We start from the raw sequence: 20,456 nt of genomic DNA, 5'->3' as shown, positions 1-20,456 counted from the left end.
AACGACGGGATTCCGAGACATCGGCGGCATGGTGGACCGGAAAGGAGGTGGCGATCGTCGGGTGCGGCGCGATTGGAAGCAGCATTGCGCTGATGGCGGCGCGCGCCGGAGCAAAGAAAATACAGCCTTACGACAATGCGGTCGTCAAGCCCGGTATTCTCGTGCGGCAGCAGTTCGATCGCCATCAGATCGGTTACGGCAAAGCGCAAGCGACCTCGCTCAACGTGAAGCACGCTATTCTCGGGACGGAAACAGTACATCATCATTCCGATATCCGGACAGTGCTTTCTCAACAACGAGAAGCGAGCGATGTTGTTGGAAGCTGACGTCATCGTCGACGCGACGGCTTCGTGGACTGTCGCGCTAGCGCTTGAGCGCTGTTTCAGCAAGTCTCCCAAGCGCCACCCTCCCCTGCTCACGATGACACTCGGTCACAATGCCGACCTCGCTCTCACGACGCTAGCGGCAGCGGCGTCAGGTGGAATGTCGCTCGACGTCGACCGACGGAGCAAGATCGCATTCGCAAACTCCAGCCTCTGCATGCCGTTTCTCGACGAATTCTGGCCGGTGTCCACCGATCGTGACCATGCCCCTGGGGCTTAATCCAGTTTGAAGTTCGTTCTGGCCCAACGAGGACCAGAGCATGAAGCGCAGCCGCTTTACGGAAGAGCAGATCATTGGGATTTTGAAGGAGCACGAGGCTGGAGTTCCGGTCGCCGATCTTTTGTCAACAGGCGTTTCAACCGGCGTTCAAAATTGACCCCGGATCGGCGTCCAATTTTGCCCCCCTCGGGCCACGAGTCCTGGCGGTAGCGCTCGCGGCGTCGGAGCTGGTCGGGGTTGCGGAGACGCCGCGAGCGCGGGTTGGGATGTGATCGTCGTCGCGGCTCTTGACGCGCCAGCTGTCATTGCCGGTTTCGATGATGTCGCAATGGTGGATCAGGCGGTCCAGCAGCGCAGTCGTCATCTTGGCATCGGTGAAGACGGTGGGCCATTCGCCGAACGTCAGGTTCGTGGTGACGATTACTGAGGTGCGCTCGTAGAGTCGGCTGATCAGGTGGAACAGCAGCTGGCCGCCGGACTCGGCAAATGGCAGATAGCCGAGCTCGTCGAGCACGACTAAGTCCATGCGGGTGAGTTGGTCAGCGAGCCGGCCCTGCCGGCCATTGCGGGCCTCGGATTCCAGCCGGTTGACCAGGTCGACGATGTTGAGGAAGCGGCCGCGGGCACCGGCACGGATGCAGCTGCGGGCAATGGCGATGGCAAGATGCGTCTTTCCGGTCCCGGTGCCGCCGATCAGGACGGCGTTACGCTGCTGAGCAAGGAAGCTCCCGCCGGCAAGATCGCGCACCAGAGCCACGTTGATCGGCGTGCCCTCGAACTGGAAGTCGCCGAGATCCTTGGCCAGCGGCAGCTTGGCGATGGTGAGCTGGTATTTGATCGAGCGGGCCTGCTTCTCGCTGATCTCGGCGGTCAGCAGATCGCCGATGATGCGCTGGTGTTAATGCTGGCGCTTGACGGCGTTGGCCATGATCTCGTCGAAGGCAGCCTTCATACCATGGAGCTCGAGCTCAGCCATGAGATCAAAGAGTTCGGATCGTTCCATCAGACGGTTCTCCTGAGGTTGTCGTAACGGGCGCAATCGGCGACCGGGGCGTGGCGAAGGGTCAGCGCGGCGGGCGTGAAGATGGTGGGAGGCGGCTCCGGATCGCGCCGGCGCGCCAGGATGTTGAGGATGACGTCGGCGGAGTGGACGCCCTCGGCGATCGCCTCGGTGCAGGCAGCCTCGACCGCCGGCAGGCCATCGGTCAGCACGGCGGTGAGGATATCGACCATCTGCCGGCCGCCATCGTCGACACTGGCAAGCCTGCATCGCACGCGCTCCATCGCAGCCGGCAGCACCCAGTCCTTGAAGGGCGCACCGTTGCGCAAAGCCCCGGGCTTGCGGGCAAGCACCGGGACGTAGTGCCAGGGGACGTAGAGCGTCTCGCCTCGGCCAAACGCGCGCTTGTGCTCAGCGACGATCCTGCCGTCCTGACGGATGACGATGCGGTCCGCATAGGCATGGACCTCGACCGGTCGGCCGACAGCGCTCGCCGCCACCGAGTACTAGTTGTTGTCCAAGCGGATCAGGCACGTCTTCGAGACCGAGGCCTGCACCGCATGGAATCCGTCGAACCGGCCGACATAGGGGACGAGCTTGGGGCGTTCGGCCTCGAACACCTCCCAGATCGTCTGCTCCGCCAGTTCGGGATGGCGATGCGCCTTGGCGTAGGCGATGCACTTGTCGAGCAGCCAGGCGTTGAGCTCCTCGTAACTCCTGAACCGCAGCCGGGGCGTGAAGAAGCGCTCGCGGACCAGGCCGACCTGGTTCTCGACCTGGCCCTTCTCCCAGCCCGAGGCGGGCGTGCAGGCGACCGGCTCGACCAGATGATGGCTGCACATCTGCAGGAAGCGGCGATTGTATTGCCGGTCCTTGCCGACGAACACAGTCTCGACCGCGGTCTTCATGTTGTCGTAGATGCCGCGACGGCAGGCACCCTTGAACAGGGCGAACGCCCGGTCGTGAGCGTCGAACACCATCTCCTGCGTCTCGCGCGGATAGGCGCGGACGAACAGCATCCGGCTGTGACAGAACATGGGCGACCCTCACGGTCACGGTCACCCCGTTCAACAGAACGATCTCGTGGCTCCAGTCGAACTGGTAGGCCTCACCCGGCGCAAAGCTCAACGGCACATAGGCCCCCGCCGTGGCCTCACCGTGTTCCTTGGCCCAGCGCCTGGCGTAGCGCCGCACCGCATCATAGCTGCCGTCATAGCCTTGGCCGCGCAGCTCCTCGAAGATCCGGATCAGCGTCAGCTGTTCGCGTGACGTCTTCGCCGCGTTGGCCGACAACAATCGCTCGAGCTCGTTCGTCCATTGCCCAAGCTTCGGCCGGGGCTGCACCACCCGCTCGTATTCGAATGATGTCTCGCCCGACCGCAGCACCTTGCGGACGGTGTTCCGCGAAACCTTGAGGTCCCGCGCAATCTCCTTGATCGTCTTGTCCTTGACGAAGTGCTCACGCCTGATGCGCGCAATCGTCTCCACAACCATCATCCCCCTGACCACCCGCTTCAACCCGAAGCGGGCAGCCTGCTACGGCCAACAATCGCGGAGTCAATTTTGGACGCCGATCCCCCAGTCTAGGCGGTCAAATTTGCACGCCGGATAACACAATATGGGCGTCACGCATTTCGATACGGCTGAGCTTTACGGTCCCTTCGTCAACGAAGAGCTGCTAGCCGATGCCCTCGGGTTCCATCGCGCCCGAGTCGAGGTCGCCACCAAATTCGGATACCGACTCGAAGCCGGCAAGATCGTAGGATTGGACTCTAGGCCGCAATCGATTCGTTCAGCCGTAGAAGGGTCGCTGCGCCGATTACGCCGTGACTACGATGACGTCCTGTATCAGCATCGACCCGATCCAAACGTTGCGGTGGAAGAGGTCGTTGGCACGATGTCAGATCTCGTAAAAGAAGGGAAAGTACTTGGCCTTGGCCTGTCTGCTACCGACACAGAAACGGTGCAGCGAGCGTCGGCGGTGCACAGGATTTCTTTCGTTCAAAACGAGTATTCCCTGATTCAACGCGAGCCGGAAAAAGGGCTCCTCGCGTATCTGAACGACCAAAGGATCGAATTTGTCTGCTACTCACCTCTCGGACGTGGGATACTCGGGCGCATGACCGGTGGAGAAACGAAACGTTCGTCGACCGATCATCGCGCGAAGGACCCGCGTTTCGAATCGGGTCGTCTGGCTGAAATCAACCGGGCTCTCGATCCGCTCTGGGACGTAGCGGCCGCTCATTCGGTTGCACCATCTGCGGTCGCCCTTGCATGGCTGTTGGCCAAGTCTCCTACCATTCGGGTCATTCCGAGCGCCACATCAATAGAACAATTGAAAACGAACCTCGGCGGAGTCGAGATTGTCCTATCCTCAGAAGAGATGGCCAGCCTCGACAAGCTTGACAAGAACCTAACGACATCCACTCTTCAGTAGCCTCAGTCATTACAATTCAGACGAATTCGACATGTAATCCGTGAACCACTGGCGGAATTGTGCGCGTCCATGGAAAACAACGCGCAGCGACAATCTCTTGGACGGACGGCAAGTCAGCGTCCACGACCTTCCTCACAGTGCATCAACCCAAAAGCATTCGCTGCCCGAATTGTCCCTGAACGGCACGAGAATGCCGTTGGCCAGAACCGGCTCGCATGCTCGAGAGAGTTTAAACGAGCGCACAAGGCCGGAACGCTTTTTTTTGGCTACTGGTTTTCCGCTTGTGCTCATCAGGTCCAGACTAGATCGACTGGCTCATCCTGGATCACTCTTTCCATTTTCGAACGCTTGCCTCCCTTTCTCGCTCCAGATCGCCCGTGCATGTTCACCCTGGTCGCTTTGCAGCTTGTCTGCCATCCAGAGTAGCGCTCCGAAGATCATGACGCGATCACCGCTGGTCAGTTCCACAATTCGGGCCTTGACGATGAGGCCACCCAGTTCGATGAGATGCCGCGTACGCTTGCGGCGTTCGACCTGCCACGTGCGCATGTCATGTCGCGCCCTTGCGGCTTGATGCCGATTGCGCGCCGCTCGGTTGCGTTGGAGCGCCATCGATGTTGCGGTCAGTTGTCGGAGCATTTCGCCGCGACCGTCCTTGAAAGAACGCGACCCCGCGCCTGGCCCATGCCTCCCTCTTTCCGGCCTCTTTTGTTTCTGCCAGCACAATCAGCGCGCCCGCCAGTTCGTCGGCGTTGAGCACGTCGGCTCCAGTGGCGATTACGAGTTCGCCAAGCTGCTGCACTTTGCGGTCCTTGAGGTCACGCGCCTTGTCCCCAAGTGCCTTCAGTTCGGCATCGAAATCCCGTGGCTTGCGCATCGGTATCTCCATGAGTGTTGATGGAGTGATGATAGTCGAGCACCCGGCACAATGCTGTAAGGTCGTCAGGACGGCCTGAAACGCGTTAATCCCTCCCGAGATTTTTTCGAGGGAGGGCGCGCTTATACGTCGTTCCGACGTGCGCTTCGCCGTGTAGATGATTTGCCCGCGATGGCGATCTATCATCTTCATGTCAAGGTCATTGGCCGGAAGGCCGGGAGCAGTGCGGTGGCATCGGCGGCCTACCGTTCGGCCTCGCGGCTGCGTGACGAGCGGCTTGGTCGTGATCAGGATTTTTCCGCCAAGCGCGGCGTCGTTCATTCCGAGGTGATGCTGCCGGAGAATGCGCCGGCGGCGTGGAGCGACCGCGAGCGGCTCTGGAACGATGTCGAAGCGTTCGAACTCCGCAAGGACGCCCAGCTTGCCCGGGAGATCGAGTTCGCCCTTCCGCGAGAACTGACTGAGGCGCAGGGCATCGAGCTGGCTCGGAACTTCGTGCGCGGCGAGTTCGTCGACGTGGGTATGGTTGCTGATCTCAATGTGCATTGGGACAGGGGTGAGGACGGCATGCCCAAGCCCCATGCCCATGTGATGCTCACCATGCGCGCGGTCGACGAGAACGGCTTTGGCTGGAAGGTCCGAGACTGGAATCGCACGGAGATGGTCGAGCGCTGGCGCGAACGCTGGGCGGAGCTTGCCAATGAGCGCCTGGCAGAACTCGACATCGACGCGCGGATCGACCATCGCAGTCTGGAGGCCCAGGGCATTGCTCTGGAGCCGCAAAGCCAGATCGGCGCGCCGGCCAAACGCATCGAGGTTCGGGGCATTGATGGCGAACGTGTGGAAGCCGACCGCGCCGAAATGCACCGTGAGATCGCACGGAACAATGGCGCGCGGATTATCGCCGATCCCTCCATTGGGCTGGAGGCGATCACCCAGCAGCAATCGACGTTCACGCGGCGTGACCTCGCCAAGTTTGCGCACCGCCACAGTGACGGGCTCGACCAGTTCAACCAGGTCATGGACGCAATGCAGCGAGCGCCTGATCTGGTCGAACTCGGCAAGGACGCCCGCGGCGAGGATCGGTTCACCACCCGCGGAATGATCGAGGCAGAACAGCGCCTGCACCGGGCTGCTAAACGGATGGCGGAACAGGCGCGCCATCAGGTACCCGACGCGGACCGCATGGCCGCTTTGGCGGGAGCGGAAGCGCGGGGTCTGGTCCTCTCGTCCGAGCAGGCCGACGCAGTTGCGCATGCTACGGACGGACGCGATCTCAGCGTCGTGGTCGGCCATGCCGGGACGGGAAAGAGCGCAATGTTGGGGGTGGCGCGCGAGGCCTGGGAAGCGGCGGGCTTCGAGGTCCGGGGCGCGGCGCTGTCCGGCATTGCGGCGGAAAACCTCGAAGGCGGATCGGGCATTGTGTCGCGCACGATCGCTAGCCTTGAGCATGGCTGGGGACAGGACCGTGATCTGCTCAAGTCGAGCGATGTGCTGGTGATCGACGAGGCTGGCATGGTCGGCACCCGCCAGCTCGAGCGCGTGCTGTCGCATGCTGCCGAAGCTGGCGCCAAGGTGGTGCTGGTCGGCGATCCACAACAGCTGCAGGCCATCGAGGCGGGCGCTGCATTCCGGTCGATTCATGAGCGTCACGGCGGCGCCGAGATCGGCGAAGTGCGCCGTCAGCGGGAGGACTGGCAGCGCGACGCCACGCGCGATTTGGCGACCGGCAAGGTGGACCATGCGCTTGGAGCGTACCGCTCCCACGGCCTGGTGCATGAGGCCGAGACTCGCGAACAGGCGCGCAGCGATCTGATCGATCACTGGGATCGCGACCGGCAGTCATCACCAGATCGGAGCCGGATCATCCTGACCCACACGAACGACGAGGTCCGCATCCTGAACGAGGCAGCGCGCGAGCGGATGCGGGCAGTGGGCGATCTCGGCGACGAGGTGGGGGTGACGGTCGAGCGCGGCGCGAGAAACTTTGCCAGCGGGGATCGGGTGATGTTCCTGCAGAACGAGCGCGGCCTTGGCGTCAAGAATGGCACGCTCGGGACCATCGAGCACGTCAGCGCGCAGTCCATAGCCGTGCAGACCGACGATGGCCGATCCGTGCGTTTCGACTTCAAGGACTACAACCGGATCGACCATGGCTATGCGGCGACGATCCATAAGGCTCAGGGCATAACGGTCGACCGCGTCCACGTCCTGGCGACGCCCGGCATGGACGCCCACAGCAGCTATGTCGCCCTGTCGCGGCATCGCGACGAGGTGGACCTGCATTATGGTCGCGATGATTTTGCCAATGCAGACCGGCTCACCCGCGCCCTGTCGCGCGACCGCGCCAAGGACATGGCCTCGGATTACGAGCGCGCCGATTCGCTCCAGAGCTACGCCAAGCGGCGCGGGATCACCTTCCGCGATCGCGTGAGCGAGATCTTGCGCAAGATCATGCCCGAGAAGCTGCGTGACATCTTCGACGGCCTGCGCCCTTCGGCTGATGTGGCCGGACTGCATATCGGACAGAGACCCGAACGGGCAACGCCGGAAACGGAAAGCAGCGATCCCGCAGTCGACCGGCGCGGAGCCAAAGTCCCGGCAAGGAACGTGGCGCCAGATCCCGAAGCGGACGCACGTCGCGTCCGGACCCGGGCGCTGGTGCGCCATGCCCGCGCGGTGGATGCGATCTTCGCGGCGCGGGAGACGAGCGGCCGAGCGAGTAGCGAACAGGTGAAAGAGTTGCAAAAGGCGCGTCAAGCTTTCGAGCAGGTGCGCCCCTTTGGCTCGCACGACGCTGAAGCCGCATATAGGAAGAACCCGGAGCTCGCCCGGGAAGCTGCCGGCGGACGTCTCAGCGGCGTTATCCGCGCGCTTCAGCTAGAGACCGAACTGCGCATCGATCCTGTCCGTCGCGCCGAAAACTTTGTTGAGCGGTGGCGGAAGCTCGACCAGACCAGCCAGCGCCTATATCAGGCGGGCGACTTGTCCGGCTACAAGGCTACGCGCTCAGCAATGGGCGACATGGCGAAAACCCTCGAACGCGACCCGCAATTGGAATCCATCCTCGCCGGTCGCAAGAACGATCTCGGCATTGCATTCGAATCAGGCCGCCGGCTCGGCCAGGATCTGGCCTTCGTCCATGGCATCGATCTCGGCAGAGGCCGAGGCCTTGGAATTTGACCCATCCCGTTTGCCGCCGACTCTACGCCACGCTTGGCAACGCGCGAACTCCTATTGTGCGCCTGCATCTGTTTGGCCTCTTTGATCTCACAACACCTCAGAAGCGACCAGCGAAGGGCACCACGGCCATGCGCGAACCAGACCGTATCATCAGGTTGAAAACCGTCCTCGCCAGGACCGGGCTGTCCCGGTCCACAATCTACCGCAAGATCGCCGAGGGCACGTTCCCGCCCCAGCTCAAAATCAGCAGCAACGGTTCGGGCTGGCATGAATCCGATATCAACCGATGGATCGCAGATCCAGTCGGATGGCGTGCGGAAGGCCGATTCGAGGAAATTCGGTAAGCTCGATTTGCGATCCTTCAACCGGCCGCAGAACGTAAAGACTCGTGCTCTCGTATCTCAATTCATACGCTCCCCACTCTCGATCGCGGACCTTTTCCTTCGCCAGCGCATCCTAAACGGCGAGCGCGTCTCCGATCCTCTTCCGTTTCCGGACACCCCTCTTTTGACTGTGCCGACGGCAGGCACAGTGCCCAAGGTCAAAGCGATCCGCATCCAAACGACGTTTCTGTTCTCGATTCTATCCAATGCTACGCTTCATCGTTCCCCGATCTCGCCTCGGCTCTCCCCGCGCAGCATCCTGTTGAGATGGCGCGACAAAAGACCGGACAGGGATCGCATCGGGCAACAGGCTGTGTTGCCGAAACTGACAATGCCCTGGTCAAATTCGTTGAAGCGCTTGCGATTGCCGATGCGAGGCGCGATCATCTGCGGGAAAGAGATCCGCTGACAAAACGCCATCTTGATGCGGTCAGCTCTCAGTGCCGCAGCAATGGTATTCATGATGAAACGCGCAGCTATTTACGCCAGATTCTCGACCGAGCTCCAAAGCGAAAGATCGACTGAAGATCAGATAGCTTTGTGCCGGACCTATGCGGCTCGTCATCAGCTCGCAGTCGTCGCAACGTTCGAGGACAGGGCCCGTTCGGGCGCCTCGGTCTTTGGGCGGGATGGCTTGATGCAGCTGATGGATGCTGCACGCCAGCACACATTCGATGTCGTCGTCGTGGAGGCATTGGATCGGCTCTCGCGCGACATGGAGGATCTCGCCGGAATTCACAAGAGGCTGTCCTTTCAGGGGATCCAGATCCAAGCAGTGCATGACGGTACGGCAGACTCCGTCTTGATTGGAATTCGAGGTCTTGTCGGTCAGATGCAACGTGAGGACGGCGCGAAGAAGGTTCGTCGCGGCATGGCGGGCGTGATACGCGACGGCCGCCACGCCGGCGGACGCGCCTATGGCTATCGTGCGATACCCGGCCAATCGGGCGAACTCGAGATCGTTGAAGATGAGGCCGCCATCGTCCGCAGGATTTTCAGCGCTTACGCCGAGGGAGGAACACCTCGCGACATTGCCCACGATCTCAATCGCGAAGACATTCCTCCACCACGTGGCAAGCGATGGAATGCATCGACGATCAACGGCAACGCGCAACGTGGGAACGGGCTCATTTTCAACGAGCTGTATGCGGGTCGCATCGTCTGGAACAAAGTCCGAATGGTCAAAGATCCTGACACCGGAAAGCGGCTATCTCGCCCCAACCCGCCCCACGAGTGGCAGCGCATGGAAGCGCCACACCTGCGGATCGTCGAACAGTCCGTCTGGGAGCAGGCTCATCTTTTGAAGTCGCAGAAGAGCCGTCTGGCCAGCCATGTGAAGCGCCGGACGCCACATCTGCTTTCCGGCCTTCTTCGCTGCGGTTCCTGCGGGTCCGGCCTGTCGGTTCATGACCGGGACAAGACGGGCAAAACCCGCGTCCGCTGCTCGGCCGTGCGAGAAAGCGGCAGCTGTTCGAACCGCAGGATCTTGTACCTTCGCGACGTGGAAAATCTGGTCCTAAGCGGCATGGCTGAAGAGCTGAAGGATCCCCGGATGATTGAGACTTACGTGCGCAACTACAATCGGGAAAGAACGCGGCTTGCCGGAGACTCCGCCGCAACACGCACGCGCCTGGAGGCGAAGCGAGATCGGATCGAGGGCGAGCGGCAGCGCAACATCGATCTTGTCATCCGATACGTCATTTCGGAGGACGACGCTCGGCAACGCATCGCCGAGCTAGAAGAGGAGCGAGAGCAGGTGGAGGCGGAACTCGCCGCGCTTGAGGAAGCCCCTGTTCCAGTTGCCCTTCACCCAGCAACCTTGGACCGATATGTCGCAACCGTCGATGCGCTAGCGGAAACCTTGGCGGACCACGCAAGTGCCGAGGACGACCGAGGCACGCTCATCGACAATTTCCGGGCTCTCGTGCACAGCGTCACAATTTACCCGAAGGGACCCAGGGAAGGATTTGAGATCGAAGTGAAGGGGAAACTAGCGGCATTGCTCGGGAAAGGAGTGTTCCCGGACGCCAGCTACAATAGTGGGTCACGCGTGGTAGCGGGGGAGGGACTCGAACCCCCGACCCCAGGATTATGATTCCCGTGCTCTAACCAGCTGAGCTACCCCGCCACGGTGTTCGATCAAGGCAAGACCGGTCGAAGCGGGCCGCCGGGCCTTGTGAACGGGCGGCATATAAGGAGGCGTCTCCGCCCCTGTCAAGCAAAGCTCGCGGGCAGCAGCGGTTTTCGCACGAGGGGATTTCCGGACGACTCTCCAAGGCCTTGCGCATGTATCCGCCGCTCGTCGAGGGTCACACGCCGACGTGTGCGACCAACAGCAGCTGCTCGGCAATGCGGATCACAAGAGGCTCACTTCGGCTGTACGTTCGGATTGCCGCCGGGGCTGCCGGGCGGCGGGATCACCGGGGTCGTGCCGCCCTCCGGGGTCGGCGCGTGCATTTCCGGGTCGACCCCGCTCGGCGGACACAACACGCCGTTGGTCTTCGCCAGCTTGTCGCCGAGCAGCTCGCCGGCGCGGCCGGTGGTGATGCCGTCGGGCGTCGCCGTCGCGCGGGCATTCGGCGCACAGGCGGCATTCGCGTCGGCGGCCGGCGCCGTCGTCTGCGGCGGCGTGGCCGGCGTCGGCGGCGCCTGGGCATGGGCCGCAGCTGCGGCCGACACCAGCGCCAACGAGAGGAACAAGGATTGCCTGATGCTCATGGCGGGGCAACGCAAACCGCGCGTTCGCGTTCCGCGCGGATGGCCTGGCAAAGCGCACGGCCAGGGTATCCGGTGATCAGCCCTTGCGGTAGCGAATGAGCGAGAAGTGTCCGAGCGGCGGCATCGGCCGGCGCTCGGCCAAGGTGACGCCGCCATGCTTTGCAGCCCAGTTCACCAGCCGGGCCCAGGGGAACTCCGGCCGCCAGCCGAGTCGGCGCGCGATCGGCGCGAAGGCGAGCTCGAAGATGCGGCGCGGGCCGCTCTCGGCGCCGATATGGTTGACCAGGATCAGCTCGCCGCCCGGCTTCAGCACGCGGATGAAATCATCGAGCGTCGCTTCGGGATCCGGCACCGCAGTGATGACGTATTGCGCGACCACCGCGTCGAAGAAATTGTCGGGGAACGCGAGATGCTTGGCATCCATCACCGCGAGCGTCTCGACATTGAAGAGCTTCAGCTCGCGCACGCGGGCCTGCGCCCGCCGCAGCATCGGCTCGGAGATATCGACGCCGCAGATCTTCGTGGTCCGGGCGTAGTCCGACAATGACAGGCCGGTGCCGACGCCGACGTCGAGAATGCGGCCGCCGATGCGATCGGCTTCCGCGATGGTCGATTGGCGGCCCTGATCGAAGACCTTGCCGAACACCAGATCGTAGATCGGCGCCCAGCGCTCATAGGCCTTTTCGACCCCCGCGCGGTCGATGTCCCCCATGCCCCTGCCCTGAATGATGGATGCTGATCAGCCGCGGACCGGCTCGGCCACGCGCTGCGGCCTGATCGCGTTGCCGCCCAAGCTGCTGCTTTCCGCAACAGCGCTCTGGATGAAGCCGCCACCGAGCACGCGGGCGCGGCCGGACGCGGCATCGTAGAACACGCAGGCCTGGCCCGGCGAGACGCCCTCTTCGCCGGCGACGAGCTCGACCTCGTAACGGCCGTCCGCACCGCGCAGCCAGGCCGGCTGCGGCGGCCGCGTCGAGCGCACCCGCACGAACAATTCGAGGCCCTCGCGCGCGGCCGCGTCGAGCGCGCCATCACCGATCCAGTTGACCTCGCGGAGCGTGATGCGATGCGTGCGCAGCGCCTCGCGCGGGCCGACCACGACGCGGCGGGTGGCGACGTCCAGCTTGACGACGTAGAGCGGCGCACCGGCAGCGATGCCGAGGCCCTTGCGCTGGCCGATCGTGTAGTTGGCGATGCCGTGATGCGCGCCGAGCACGCGGCCATTGAGATCGACGATCTCGCCCGGCTCCATCGCGTTCGGGCGCAGCTTGCCGATGATGTCGGTGTAGCGGCCGGTCGGCACGAAGCAGATGTCCTGGCTGTCGTGCTTGTCGGCGACCTCCAGGCCGAAACGGCGCGCGAGCTCGCGCACCTCCGGCTTGGTCATGTCGCCGAGCGGAAAGCGCAGGTAATCGAGCTGCTCGCGCGTGGTCGCGAACAGGAAGTAGCTCTGGTCGCGATCGCTGTCCGCCGCGCAGATGAGCGCGCGCGATCCGTCCGCCAGCCGCCGCGAGGCGACGTAATGGCCGGTGGCGAGCACGGAGGCGCCGAGCTCGCGCGCGGTCTTCAGGAGATCGCCGAACTTGATCGCGCGGTTGCACTCGATGCACGGCACCGGCGTCTCGCCCGAAGCGTAGCTGGCGGCGAAATTGTCGATCACCGACTCGCGGAAGCGATCTTCGTAGTCCAGCACGTAATGCGGGATGCCGAGGCGCTCGGCAACGTTGCGGGCATCGTGGATGTCCTGGCCGGCGCAGCACGCGCCCTTGCGGTGCGTCGCCGCGCCGTGATCGTAGAGCTGCAGAGTGATGCCGACGACGTCGTAGCCTTCCGACTTCAACAGCGCGGCCGTCACCGAGGAGTCCACGCCGCCGGACATGGCGACGACGACCCTGGTGTCTTCGGGACGGCCTTCGAGATCGAGACTGTTGAGCATGATCCGGTCACTGCGATCGCGGCGTCAGGCAACGGGTTCCCGGCGCGGGAACGCCTCGCATGCGCCGTCTTTGCGGATGGCTTGCTTCGGGCGATCTCCGGAAAGGATGTCCTGATCGGAAACAACACGAAAGCATCTGTCTCTAATATAGGCGCACTTCCTGCGAAGCAATTGCGCCGGTCGCAGATGCCGGCGGCAAATCTTGCCGGCCGGGCAGAAATGGCGAGGACGAGGGCTGCGGCCCGCGCCCCGATTGATTCCATAAGAACCTGAATTTGTTGGCGATTTTCTGCAACCCCGGCTTGGCCCGCTCCTTGCTGAACTGCTTGGTCGAGTTCATCGCGAGAGGGTCCAAGGTGTTCAGCGTCACGTCAGACATCCAGGCAGGCACGGTTCTCAAGACCACGGCGCCGAGACAGTCCCGTCAGGACGCTCCGCAGCCGTCCGACAGCTTCTCGGCGCTGGTCGACGCCGCGACTCCGGATCCGTCGACAGCGTCGCCGCCCACCTCCGCGTCGCCGTCGCCGCGCGCCGCCAGCGCTTCCACCCCGAGCCGCGAGCCGGCGCGGGCCGGCGACGCCGATCGCACCACCCAGGCCAGGTCGCAGGACAAGCCGGCGGACAAGGCCGACGGCAGCACCGCGCGCGCCGACGACAGCGGTTCGGATACCCCGGCCGACGCGATCGCCGGCACGTCGACCAAAACCGATGCGGCTGGGACCGCCGACGGCAAGACCAGCGACGGCAAGACGGGCGACAAGAAGGACGGCGATCAGGCCGGCACGGATGCGAGCGCCGCGACGACCGCTGTAGCCGGGCCGACCGTGGCCGTGCCGACGCCGGTCGCCGTCGCCATCCAGCCCGAGATCACCCTCGCCAACCCCGCCAGCGGCGATGGCACGGCGGACGGCGACGGCAAAACCAATGCGCCCGGTGCGGCCGCTCCCGTCGGAGTGCCCGGTGTTGGCCCGCAGGGCTCGGTCGATGCCGCGGCAGGCCTGCTGGCGGCCGCAGCCAAATCCTCCGCGGCGGCCAAGGATGCCGACGGAGCCGGATCCACCGCGACGACGCCCGAGACGGCAGCGGCGGCCTCCGGCGACGCTGCCGCATCTGCCGAACAGAGCTTCGCCGCCGCGCTCGATGCGGCCGTTCCCGGCAGCACCAAGACGACGGGCAAGCCGGGCACCCAGACCAAGACGGGGCTCGCCGACGGCGCAGCCGGCAAGGTCACCGAAACGGGCAATGGCAACGTCCAGTCCACTCAGCAGCCGGGCCATGGCGCGCTCGCGCAACAGCCCGCTGTTGCAGCCAAGCCGGACTCCGTCGAGGCCGGCGATGGGAAGGCGAATGGCAACGTGCAGGCACCGGCCTCACATGATCGCAACGCCGCGCCGACGACCAGCCAGACCAACGGGCCGGCGCCGGATCCGAGTGCACAGGCCACGGCCGCGTTGCAGCCCCAGCTGTCGACGCCGGCCGCATCGACCAGCCAGATCACCTCGGCCAACCTGACCGCGACAGCCGCCACGGCGGCCGCTGTGCCGCTTCATGGGCTTGCCGTCGAGATCGCAGCCTCCGCGCTCAACGGCAAGAGCCGCTTCGAGATCCGACTGGATCCGGCCGAGCTCGGCCGCATCGACGTCCGCATCGACGTCGACCGCAATGGCCAGGTGACCTCGCATCTGCGGGTCGAGAAGCCGGAGACGCTGGCGATGCTGCAGCAGACGGCGCCGCAGCTCCAGCAGGCGCTGCAGGACGCCGGCCTCAAGAGCAACAACAGCGGATTGCAGTTCTCGCTGCGCGACCAGAACTCGTCCGGCCAGAATGGCGGCGATTATCAACAGAATGGCAACGCACAACGCCTGATCGTGACCGAGGACGAAAACGTCCCGGTCCAGCTCGCCGGACGGTCCTATGGACGGATGTTCGGCGCGCAAGGCGGCGTGGATATCAGGGTTTAACAGGAGGCTTCCATGGCAATCGGCGACGCGATCACGGCACCCCCGCCGGTCTCGGGCACGACCAACACCAATTCGTCAACCGGCAACAGCAGCCTCGGCTCGAGCGCAGGCTCGACCATTGCCGGCAATTTCCAGACCTTCCTGACGCTGCTGACGACGCAGTTGCAGAACCAGAATCCGTTGGATCCGCTGGACACCAACCAGTTCACCCAGCAGCTCGTGCAGTTCGCCGGCGTCGAGCAGCAGCTCAAGACCAACGACCAGCTCGCATCGCTGCTCACGATGCAGCAGACGACGCAGGCGACCCAGGCGCTCGCCTTCGTCGGCAAGACAGCGGTGGTGAACGGCTCGACGACGACCATGACCAACGGGCAAGCGAGCTGGGATCTCAGCATTCCGAAGGACAGCAACCTGACGGTGAGCATCACCAACAGCGTCGGCCAGACCGTCTTCAGCGGCAAATATTCGGCGAGCGCCGGCGACAACCAGACCTATAATTGGAACGGCCAGGGCAATGACGGCACCCAATGGCCGGACGGGCAATACAAGATCACGGTGGTCGGCACCGATGCAACGAACGGTTCGCCGGTGGCCATCTCGACCCAGGTCAAGGGCACCGTATCCTCGGTCGACCTGACCCAGCAGCCGCCGCTGCTGTCGATCGGCGGCCAGACCTATACGGTGAACCAGATCCAGCGGATCGTGAGCTAGCTCCCGCCCCGTCTGAACCGATCCCGGCTGAGCTCGAACAAGCTCAGCCGCCGCGGCGACATGTCAGCGTAAGCGCCGGAAATTCTTAACCAATCATTTACCACGATTCCGCTCCCGGGGCGCAGCGCCACCGGAAGTGGCGGCGTTCGCGCATAGCGCCGGATTCGCGCCCTTCGCTTAGGCAAATTTTAAGCGAGGCGGCGTAGGGTCTTACCGTGAGTTCAGTGGTTAAGAGTTTGTGAGTACGCCATGACAGAACCCCATCGCCCGAGGGTGAAATACGTCATCGGGCCTGACGGCAGCCCGCTCACCATCGCGGATTTGCCTGCGCCAGGCACCAAGAGGTGGGTCATTCGCCGGAAGGCTGAAGTCGTTGCCGCCGTTCGCGGCGGCTTGCTGTCCCTCGAGGAAGCGTGCAGCCGCTACACCCTGACCGTCGACGAATTCCTGTCGTGGCAGTTCTCGATCGACCAGCATGGTCTCGCCGGCCTGCGCACCACCCGAATTCAGCAATATCGCCAATAAGACGTTACCGACGCGACGGGATTTGTTCGAAAATCGGCTTGGCCCCGCCAAGCCGATTTTTTGCATGTCTACACTTTGTTAGGACCCTTTAACCATCGTTAACCATATCGAAACCTTCCCATAGGCAATAATTGCCCAGCGGTTCGATCCAACCTCCGCGCCCCCTCTGCGACTGGCGGACGTGGCGGCTGACATCGGATCGCCACCTGGAATGCGGGTGCTGGTGAAGGTTAAGGATTGAATTTCGCGATCTATGCAACCGGCCGTAAAGGCCCGCGAAGCTCACATCGCCTTTCAGCGGCCACCCGTCGAATGCCGAACTATGGGGCAGTTGCTTGCAAGGTCTCTTGGACTTCCTGAAGGGTTTGGGCGCCGCGCGGCTCACCGCAATGATCGCGGTGACCGCTGCTTTGATCGGCTTCTTCGGCTTCGTCATCATGCGCGTGACCGCGCCGCAGATGACCACCCTCTTCACCGACCTGACGATGGAAGACTCCTCCAGCATCATCAAGGATCTGGAGCGGCAGGGCATTCCCTTCGAGATGCGCAATGAAGGCAGCGTCATCCTGGTGCCCAAGGACAAGGTGACCCGGCTGCGCATGAAGCTCGCCGAGGGCGGCCTGCCCAAGGGCGGCGGCGTCGGCTACGAGATCTTCGACAAGTCGGACGCGCTGGGCACCACGAGCTTCGTCCAGAACATCAACCATCTCCGCGCGCTCGAAGGCGAGCTTGCCCGCACCATCCGCGCCATCGACCGTGTCCAGGCCGCGCGCGTCCATCTCGTCCTGCCCGAGCGGCCGCTGTTCTCGCGCGAGACCCCGGAGCCGTCCGCCTCGATCGTCGTGCGCGTGCGCGGCACCCTCGAGCCGGCGCAGATCCGCGCCATCCGCCACCTCGTCGCCTCCGCCGTCAACGGCCTGAAGCCGCAGCGGGTGTCGATCGTCGACGAGGCCGGACAGTTGCTCGCCGACGGCACCCAGACCGACATCGACCAGCAGGTCGGCGACGAGCGTCGCAACGCCTTCGAGAAGCGGATGCGCAAGCAGGTCGAGGACATCGTCTCCTCGGTGGTCGGAGCGGGCCGCGCCCGCGTCCAGCTTTCCGCCGATTTCGACTACAACCGCATCACCCAGACCTCCGACCGCTACGATCCGGAAGGCCGCGTGCTGCGCTCGAGTCAGACACGCGAAGAGCAGTCGGCGACCAACGAGAACAACGGCCAGGTCACGGTCAACAACGAGCTGCCGGGCAACCAGCAGAACCAGTCGCCGCAGCAGCCGCGGGACCAGAGCAAGAAGACCGAAGAGACCAACAATTACGAGATCTCCCGCACCACCAAGACCGAGGTCACCGAGGCCGGACGGGTCAACCGCATCTCGGTCGCGGTTCTGGTCGACGGCGCCTATTCCAAGAACGAGAAGGGCGAGCTGGTCTATCAGGAGCGCAGCAAGGACGAGCTCGACCGCATCGCCGCACTGGTCCGCTCCGCCATCGGCTTCGACCAGAAGCGTGGCGACCAGGTCGAGGTGGTCAACCTGAAATTCGCCGACGCTCCCGCGGTGCCGCAGATCAACGAGCCCACCGGCTTCCTCGGGATGCTCCACTTCACCAAGGATGACGTCATGTACGTCATCGAGCTCGCGGTGATGATGCTGCTCGGCATCGTGGTCGTGTTCATGGTGGTGCGGCCGCTGGTGAAGAAGATCATCGCCACCGAAGAGATCGCCGTCCCGGGCGGCGGCCTGCCGGCGCTCACCGACGAAACCATCCAGGCAGCCGCTCACGCCCAGCAGACCGCCAACATGATCGACGTCGCCCAGGTCCAGGGCCAGGTCCACGCTCAGTCCGTCCACCGGGTGGGCGAGCTGGCCGACCGCAACCCGGGCGAAGCCGCCGCCATCATCCGCCAGTGGCTCGCCGAGCCGCAGAGCTGACCCGATCGACGTGAACCGCCTGAACTGAAAAGAACGTAGACGCCATGTCGCTGCCGCAGACCCAGAACGCCAACGCCAACAACAACGACATTTCCACGGTCATCGCGACCTTGGCGAGCCGCCAGGCGCAGCGCGAGAAGACCGAGCCCTTGAGCGGCCCGCGCCGCGCCGCGGTGATGATGCTCGCCCTCGGCGAGCAGTACGGCGGCAAGATCTGGCAGCAGCTCGATGACGACGAGGTGCGTGAACTGTCGCTGGCGATGTCGACGCTGGGAACCATCGAAGCCGACGTGGTCGAGGACCTGATGCTCGAATTCGTCTCGCGCATGTCGGCCTCCGGCGCGCTGATGGGCAATTTCGACGCCACCGAGCGCCTGCTGCAGCAATACCTGCCGCCGGAACGCGTCAACGGCATCATGGACGAGATCCGCGGCCCCGCCGGCCGCAACATGTGGGAGAAGCTCTCCAACGTCCAGGAAGAGGTGCTCGCCAACTACCTCAAGAACGAATATCCGCAGACCATCGCGGTCGTGCTGTCCAAGCTGAAGCCGGAGCATGCCGCCCGCGTGCTCGCGATCCTGCCCGAGGACATGGCGCTCGACGTCATCGGCCGCATGCTGCGCATGGAAGCGGTGCAGAAGGAGGTCATCGAGCGCGTCGAGCAGACCCTGCGCGTCGAGTTCATGTCGAACCTGTCGCAGACCCGCCGCCGCGACGCTCACGAGGTGATGGCCGAGATCTTCAACAATTTCGACCGCCAGACCGAGACCCGCTTCATCACCTCGCTGGAAGAAGAGAATCGCGAATCCGCCGAGCGCATCAAGGCGCTGATGTTCACCTTCGACGACCTGATCAAGCTCGACTCCGCTTCCGCCCAGACGCTGCTGCGCAACGTCGACAAGGACAAGCTCGGGGTGGCGCTGAAGAGCGCCAACGAGGAGGTGCGCAACTTCTTCTTCGGCAACATGTCCTCCCGCGCCGCCAAGATGCTGCAGGACGACATGGCCGCGATGGGACCGGTGCGGCTGCGCGACGTCGACGAGGCGCAGGCCCTGCTCGTCAACCTCGCCAAGGATCTCGCCGCCAAGGGCGAGATCATGCTCAGCAAGAACCGCGCCGACGACGAACTGGTGTATTGATGGCTCAGCCCGCGAAATTCCTGTTCGATACCGACTTCGCCGCGCCGGAGAAGGCGACGCGGGAGCGCGCTGCCGCCACCTCCGCCGAGATCGCACAGAAGGTCGCGGCCGCCGAAGCCGCCGCCTATCGCAACGGCTACGAGGCGGCGCAGCGCGAAGCCAAGGTCGAGGCCGACCGCCGCGTCGCCTCGGCGCTGGAGCAGATCAACATCCAATTGCAGGGCATCTCCGCACGCTTCGAAGGCATCGAGCAGCGGATGGAAACCGAGGCCGTCGATGTCGCGGTCGCCGTCGCCCGCAAGCTGTGCGCGGCGCTGGTCGAGGCGGAGCCGCTCGGCGAGATCTCCGGACTCGTGCACGACTGCTTCGCGCATCTGGTCGCGACGCCGCACCTCGTGCTGCGCATCAACGACGCGCTGTACGAGCTCGCCCGCGAGAAGATCGAGAAGCTCGCCAAGCAGAGCGGCTTCGAGGGGCGCCTCGTGATCCTCGCCGAGCCGGAGATCGCGACCGGCGACTGCCGTATCGAATGGGCCGATGGCGGGGTCGTGCTGGAGCGCGCTGCGATCGACGCCAAGATCAACGAGCTGGTCGGACGCTACATGGCGTCCAAGAAGAACTAGGCCGCCGTGGCGGCCGAGGGAGTTTAAGTCATGAGCGACAATGAGATCCCGCTTCCCGACCTCAATGCGGCGGACGCGCCTCCGCTGGGCGGCGACGTCGGCTACAATGAAGAAGAGCATGCCGCGCGCATCGCGGCCGACCTCGAGGCGGTGTTCGACGTCCCGGTTCAGGTCTCGGCCGTGCTCGGCCGCTCCAAGATGGATGTCGGCGAGCTGCTGAAGCTCGGGCCCGGCACCGTGCTCGAACTCGACCGCAAGGTCGGCGAAGCCATCGACATCTACGTCAACAACCGGCTCGTGGCACGCGGCGAGGTGGTTCTGGTCGAAGACAAGCTCGGTGTGACGATGACCGAAATCATCAAGTCCGACCGCAACTGACAGACATGACCTGCGTGCCGATCGAGAGCGGCACGACCGAATAGGAGA

General features: G+C 64.0%; 19 protein-coding genes, 1 tRNA gene and 3 pseudogenes. 13 read left to right on the top strand and 10 right to left on the bottom strand.

Going from position 1 to position 20,456, the window contains the following annotated elements; translation table 11 throughout:
- The first annotated feature begins 47 nt into the window (after positions 1-47).
- The gene (locus QX010_RS24440) at positions 48-326 is read left to right on the top strand and encodes a ThiF family adenylyltransferase (protein ID WP_316182382.1); all 279 of its coding nucleotides are present in this window, start codon (positions 48-50) and stop codon (positions 324-326) included.
- Between the two features lie 317 nt (positions 327-643).
- Positions 644-724: pseudogene (locus QX010_RS33105) on the top strand (transposase); the annotation flags it as partial.
- A gap of 159 nt (positions 725-883) precedes the next feature.
- On the opposite strand, the pseudogene istB reads toward QX010_RS33105, so the two are convergent.
- Positions 884-1,606, bottom strand: a pseudogene (istB, locus tag QX010_RS24435) (IS21-like element helper ATPase IstB); the annotation flags it as partial.
- Positions 1,606-3,100: pseudogene (gene istA / locus QX010_RS24430) on the bottom strand (IS21 family transposase). The pseudogenes istB and istA, both read right to left, overlap by 1 nt.
- Positions 3,101-3,221: 121 nt before the next feature.
- Here istA and QX010_RS24425 point away from each other — a divergent pair.
- The gene (locus tag QX010_RS24425) at positions 3,222-4,040 is read left to right on the top strand and encodes an aldo/keto reductase (protein ID WP_316182380.1); all 819 of its coding nucleotides are present in this window, start codon (positions 3,222-3,224) and stop codon (positions 4,038-4,040) included.
- A gap of 315 nt (positions 4,041-4,355) precedes the next feature.
- Here QX010_RS24425 and QX010_RS24420 read toward each other — a convergent pair whose 3' ends face one another.
- Positions 4,356-4,589: a conjugal transfer protein TraD gene (locus tag QX010_RS24420; protein ID WP_316182378.1), complete on the bottom strand. Its 234-nt coding sequence runs from the start codon at positions 4,587-4,589 to the stop codon at positions 4,356-4,358.
- Between the two features lies 1 nt (position 4,590).
- Positions 4,591-4,917, bottom strand: coding sequence for a conjugal transfer protein TraD (locus QX010_RS24415; RefSeq protein ID WP_316182473.1), 327 nt, complete (start codon positions 4,915-4,917; stop codon positions 4,591-4,593).
- A 171-nt stretch (positions 4,918-5,088) separates the two neighbouring features.
- Between QX010_RS24415 and traA the strand changes: the two genes are divergently transcribed.
- Together traA and QX010_RS24405 are read left to right on the top strand one after the other, a co-directional pair.
- Positions 5,089-8,100 carry a Ti-type conjugative transfer relaxase TraA gene (traA, locus tag QX010_RS24410; protein ID WP_316182377.1) on the top strand — a complete coding sequence of 1,004 codons (3,012 nt, stop codon included), beginning with the start codon at positions 5,089-5,091 and terminating at the stop codon, positions 8,098-8,100.
- 128 nt (positions 8,101-8,228) lie between these two features.
- Positions 8,229-8,444 (top strand): AlpA family transcriptional regulator, encoded by a 216-nt coding sequence (locus QX010_RS24405; RefSeq protein WP_316182472.1) that lies wholly within the window; start codon positions 8,229-8,231, stop codon positions 8,442-8,444.
- Positions 8,445-8,699: 255 nt separating this feature from the next.
- On the opposite strand, the gene QX010_RS24400 is transcribed toward QX010_RS24405, so the two are convergent.
- Complete coding sequence (locus QX010_RS24400) at positions 8,700-8,945, bottom strand: hypothetical protein (protein ID WP_316182375.1); 246 nt, start codon at positions 8,943-8,945, stop codon at positions 8,700-8,702.
- Here QX010_RS24400 and QX010_RS24395 point away from each other — a divergent pair.
- Positions 8,908-10,578, top strand: a complete 1,671-nt coding sequence (locus tag QX010_RS24395) for a recombinase family protein (RefSeq protein WP_316182471.1) — start codon at positions 8,908-8,910, stop codon at positions 10,576-10,578. The two genes, QX010_RS24400 and QX010_RS24395, sit on opposite strands and share 38 nt — an antisense overlap.
- On the opposite strand, the gene QX010_RS24390 is transcribed toward QX010_RS24395, so the two are convergent.
- The 5 genes from QX010_RS24390 to QX010_RS24370 all read right to left on the bottom strand — a co-directional run bounded on the left by QX010_RS24390 (position 10,535) and on the right by QX010_RS24370 (position 13,507).
- Positions 10,535-10,611: transfer RNA gene (locus QX010_RS24390), tRNA-Met, on the bottom strand. The two genes, QX010_RS24395 and QX010_RS24390, sit on opposite strands and share 44 nt — an antisense overlap.
- A 239-nt stretch (positions 10,612-10,850) precedes the next feature.
- The gene (locus QX010_RS24385) at positions 10,851-11,201 is read right to left on the bottom strand and encodes a hypothetical protein (protein ID WP_316182373.1); all 351 of its coding nucleotides are present in this window, start codon (positions 11,199-11,201) and stop codon (positions 10,851-10,853) included.
- 76 nt (positions 11,202-11,277) lie between these two features.
- On the bottom strand, positions 11,278-11,913 hold the full coding sequence (locus QX010_RS24380) for a class I SAM-dependent methyltransferase (RefSeq protein WP_316172598.1): 636 nt from the start codon (positions 11,911-11,913) through the stop codon (positions 11,278-11,280).
- A 27-nt stretch (positions 11,914-11,940) separates the two neighbouring features.
- Complete coding sequence (gene mnmA / locus QX010_RS24375; RefSeq protein WP_316182371.1) at positions 11,941-13,137, bottom strand: tRNA 2-thiouridine(34) synthase MnmA; 1,197 nt, start codon at positions 13,135-13,137, stop codon at positions 11,941-11,943.
- 142 nt (positions 13,138-13,279) lie between these two features.
- Complete coding sequence (locus QX010_RS24370) at positions 13,280-13,507, bottom strand: hypothetical protein (RefSeq protein WP_315803361.1); 228 nt, start codon at positions 13,505-13,507, stop codon at positions 13,280-13,282.
- Here QX010_RS24370 and QX010_RS24365 point away from each other — a divergent pair.
- The 7 genes from QX010_RS24365 to fliN all read left to right on the top strand — a co-directional run bounded on the left by QX010_RS24365 (position 13,494) and on the right by fliN (position 20,408).
- Positions 13,494-15,098 carry a flagellar hook-length control protein FliK gene (locus QX010_RS24365; RefSeq protein WP_316182369.1) on the top strand — a complete coding sequence of 535 codons (1,605 nt, stop codon included), beginning with the start codon at positions 13,494-13,496 and terminating at the stop codon, positions 15,096-15,098. The genes QX010_RS24370 and QX010_RS24365 overlap by 14 nt on opposite strands.
- Positions 15,099-15,110: 12 nt before the next feature.
- Positions 15,111-15,809: a flagellar hook capping FlgD N-terminal domain-containing protein gene (locus QX010_RS24360; protein WP_315803359.1), complete on the top strand. Its 699-nt coding sequence runs from the start codon at positions 15,111-15,113 to the stop codon at positions 15,807-15,809.
- 249 nt (positions 15,810-16,058) lie between these two features.
- A complete protein-coding gene (locus tag QX010_RS24355) occupies positions 16,059-16,334 on the top strand; it encodes a DUF1153 domain-containing protein (RefSeq protein ID WP_002714638.1) in 276 nt (91 codons plus the stop codon).
- Between the two features lie 335 nt (positions 16,335-16,669).
- Complete coding sequence (fliF, locus tag QX010_RS24350) at positions 16,670-18,268, top strand: flagellar basal-body MS-ring/collar protein FliF (protein ID WP_316182368.1); 1,599 nt, start codon at positions 16,670-16,672, stop codon at positions 18,266-18,268.
- A gap of 44 nt (positions 18,269-18,312) precedes the next feature.
- A complete protein-coding gene (gene fliG / locus QX010_RS24345) occupies positions 18,313-19,407 on the top strand; it encodes a flagellar motor switch protein FliG (RefSeq protein WP_315714167.1) in 1,095 nt (364 codons plus the stop codon).
- Positions 19,407-20,030, top strand: coding sequence for a FliH/SctL family protein (locus tag QX010_RS24340; RefSeq protein ID WP_316182367.1), 624 nt, complete (start codon positions 19,407-19,409; stop codon positions 20,028-20,030). Before fliG ends, QX010_RS24340 begins: the two co-directional genes overlap by 1 nt.
- Positions 20,031-20,060: 30 nt before the next feature.
- Positions 20,061-20,408, top strand: a complete 348-nt coding sequence (gene fliN, locus QX010_RS24335; protein ID WP_015669138.1) for a flagellar motor switch protein FliN — start codon at positions 20,061-20,063, stop codon at positions 20,406-20,408.
- Positions 20,409-20,456 lie beyond the last annotated feature (48 nt).

This window comes from Bradyrhizobium sp. SZCCHNRI1009, from assembly GCF_032487575.1.
Lineage (GTDB): Bacteria > Pseudomonadota > Alphaproteobacteria > Rhizobiales > Xanthobacteraceae > Bradyrhizobium.
This window is presented reverse-complemented; position numbering and strand designations above follow the sequence as displayed.

Excerpts from the sequence above, each read along its gene's own strand:
- QX010_RS24425 (WP_316182380.1), top strand. The coding sequence starts at position 3,222 with ATGGGCGTCACGCATTTCGATACGGCTGAGCTTTACGGTCCCTTCGTC.
- QX010_RS24420 (WP_316182378.1), bottom strand. The coding sequence starts at position 4,589 with ATGCGCACGTGGCAGGTCGAACGCCGCAAGCGTACGCGGCATCTCATC.
- QX010_RS24415 (WP_316182473.1), bottom strand. The coding sequence starts at position 4,917 with ATGCGCAAGCCACGGGATTTCGATGCCGAACTGAAGGCACTTGGGGAC.
- traA (WP_316182377.1), top strand. The coding sequence starts at position 5,089 with ATGGCGATCTATCATCTTCATGTCAAGGTCATTGGCCGGAAGGCCGGG.
- QX010_RS24405 (WP_316182472.1), top strand. The coding sequence starts at position 8,229 with ATGCGCGAACCAGACCGTATCATCAGGTTGAAAACCGTCCTCGCCAGG.
- QX010_RS24395 (WP_316182471.1), top strand. The coding sequence starts at position 8,908 with ATGCGGTCAGCTCTCAGTGCCGCAGCAATGGTATTCATGATGAAACGC.
- QX010_RS24400 (WP_316182375.1), bottom strand. The coding sequence starts at position 8,945 with ATGAATACCATTGCTGCGGCACTGAGAGCTGACCGCATCAAGATGGCG.
- QX010_RS24385 (WP_316182373.1), bottom strand. The coding sequence starts at position 11,201 with ATGAGCATCAGGCAATCCTTGTTCCTCTCGTTGGCGCTGGTGTCGGCC.
- QX010_RS24380 (WP_316172598.1), bottom strand. The coding sequence starts at position 11,913 with ATGGGGGACATCGACCGCGCGGGGGTCGAAAAGGCCTATGAGCGCTGG.
- mnmA (WP_316182371.1), bottom strand. The coding sequence starts at position 13,137 with ATGCTCAACAGTCTCGATCTCGAAGGCCGTCCCGAAGACACCAGGGTC.
- QX010_RS24360 (WP_315803359.1), top strand. The coding sequence starts at position 15,111 with ATGGCAATCGGCGACGCGATCACGGCACCCCCGCCGGTCTCGGGCACG.
- QX010_RS24355 (WP_002714638.1), top strand. The coding sequence starts at position 16,059 with ATGACAGAACCCCATCGCCCGAGGGTGAAATACGTCATCGGGCCTGAC.
- fliG (WP_315714167.1), top strand. The coding sequence starts at position 18,313 with ATGTCGCTGCCGCAGACCCAGAACGCCAACGCCAACAACAACGACATT.
- QX010_RS24340 (WP_316182367.1), top strand. The coding sequence starts at position 19,407 with ATGGCTCAGCCCGCGAAATTCCTGTTCGATACCGACTTCGCCGCGCCG.
- fliN (WP_015669138.1), top strand. The coding sequence starts at position 20,061 with ATGAGCGACAATGAGATCCCGCTTCCCGACCTCAATGCGGCGGACGCG.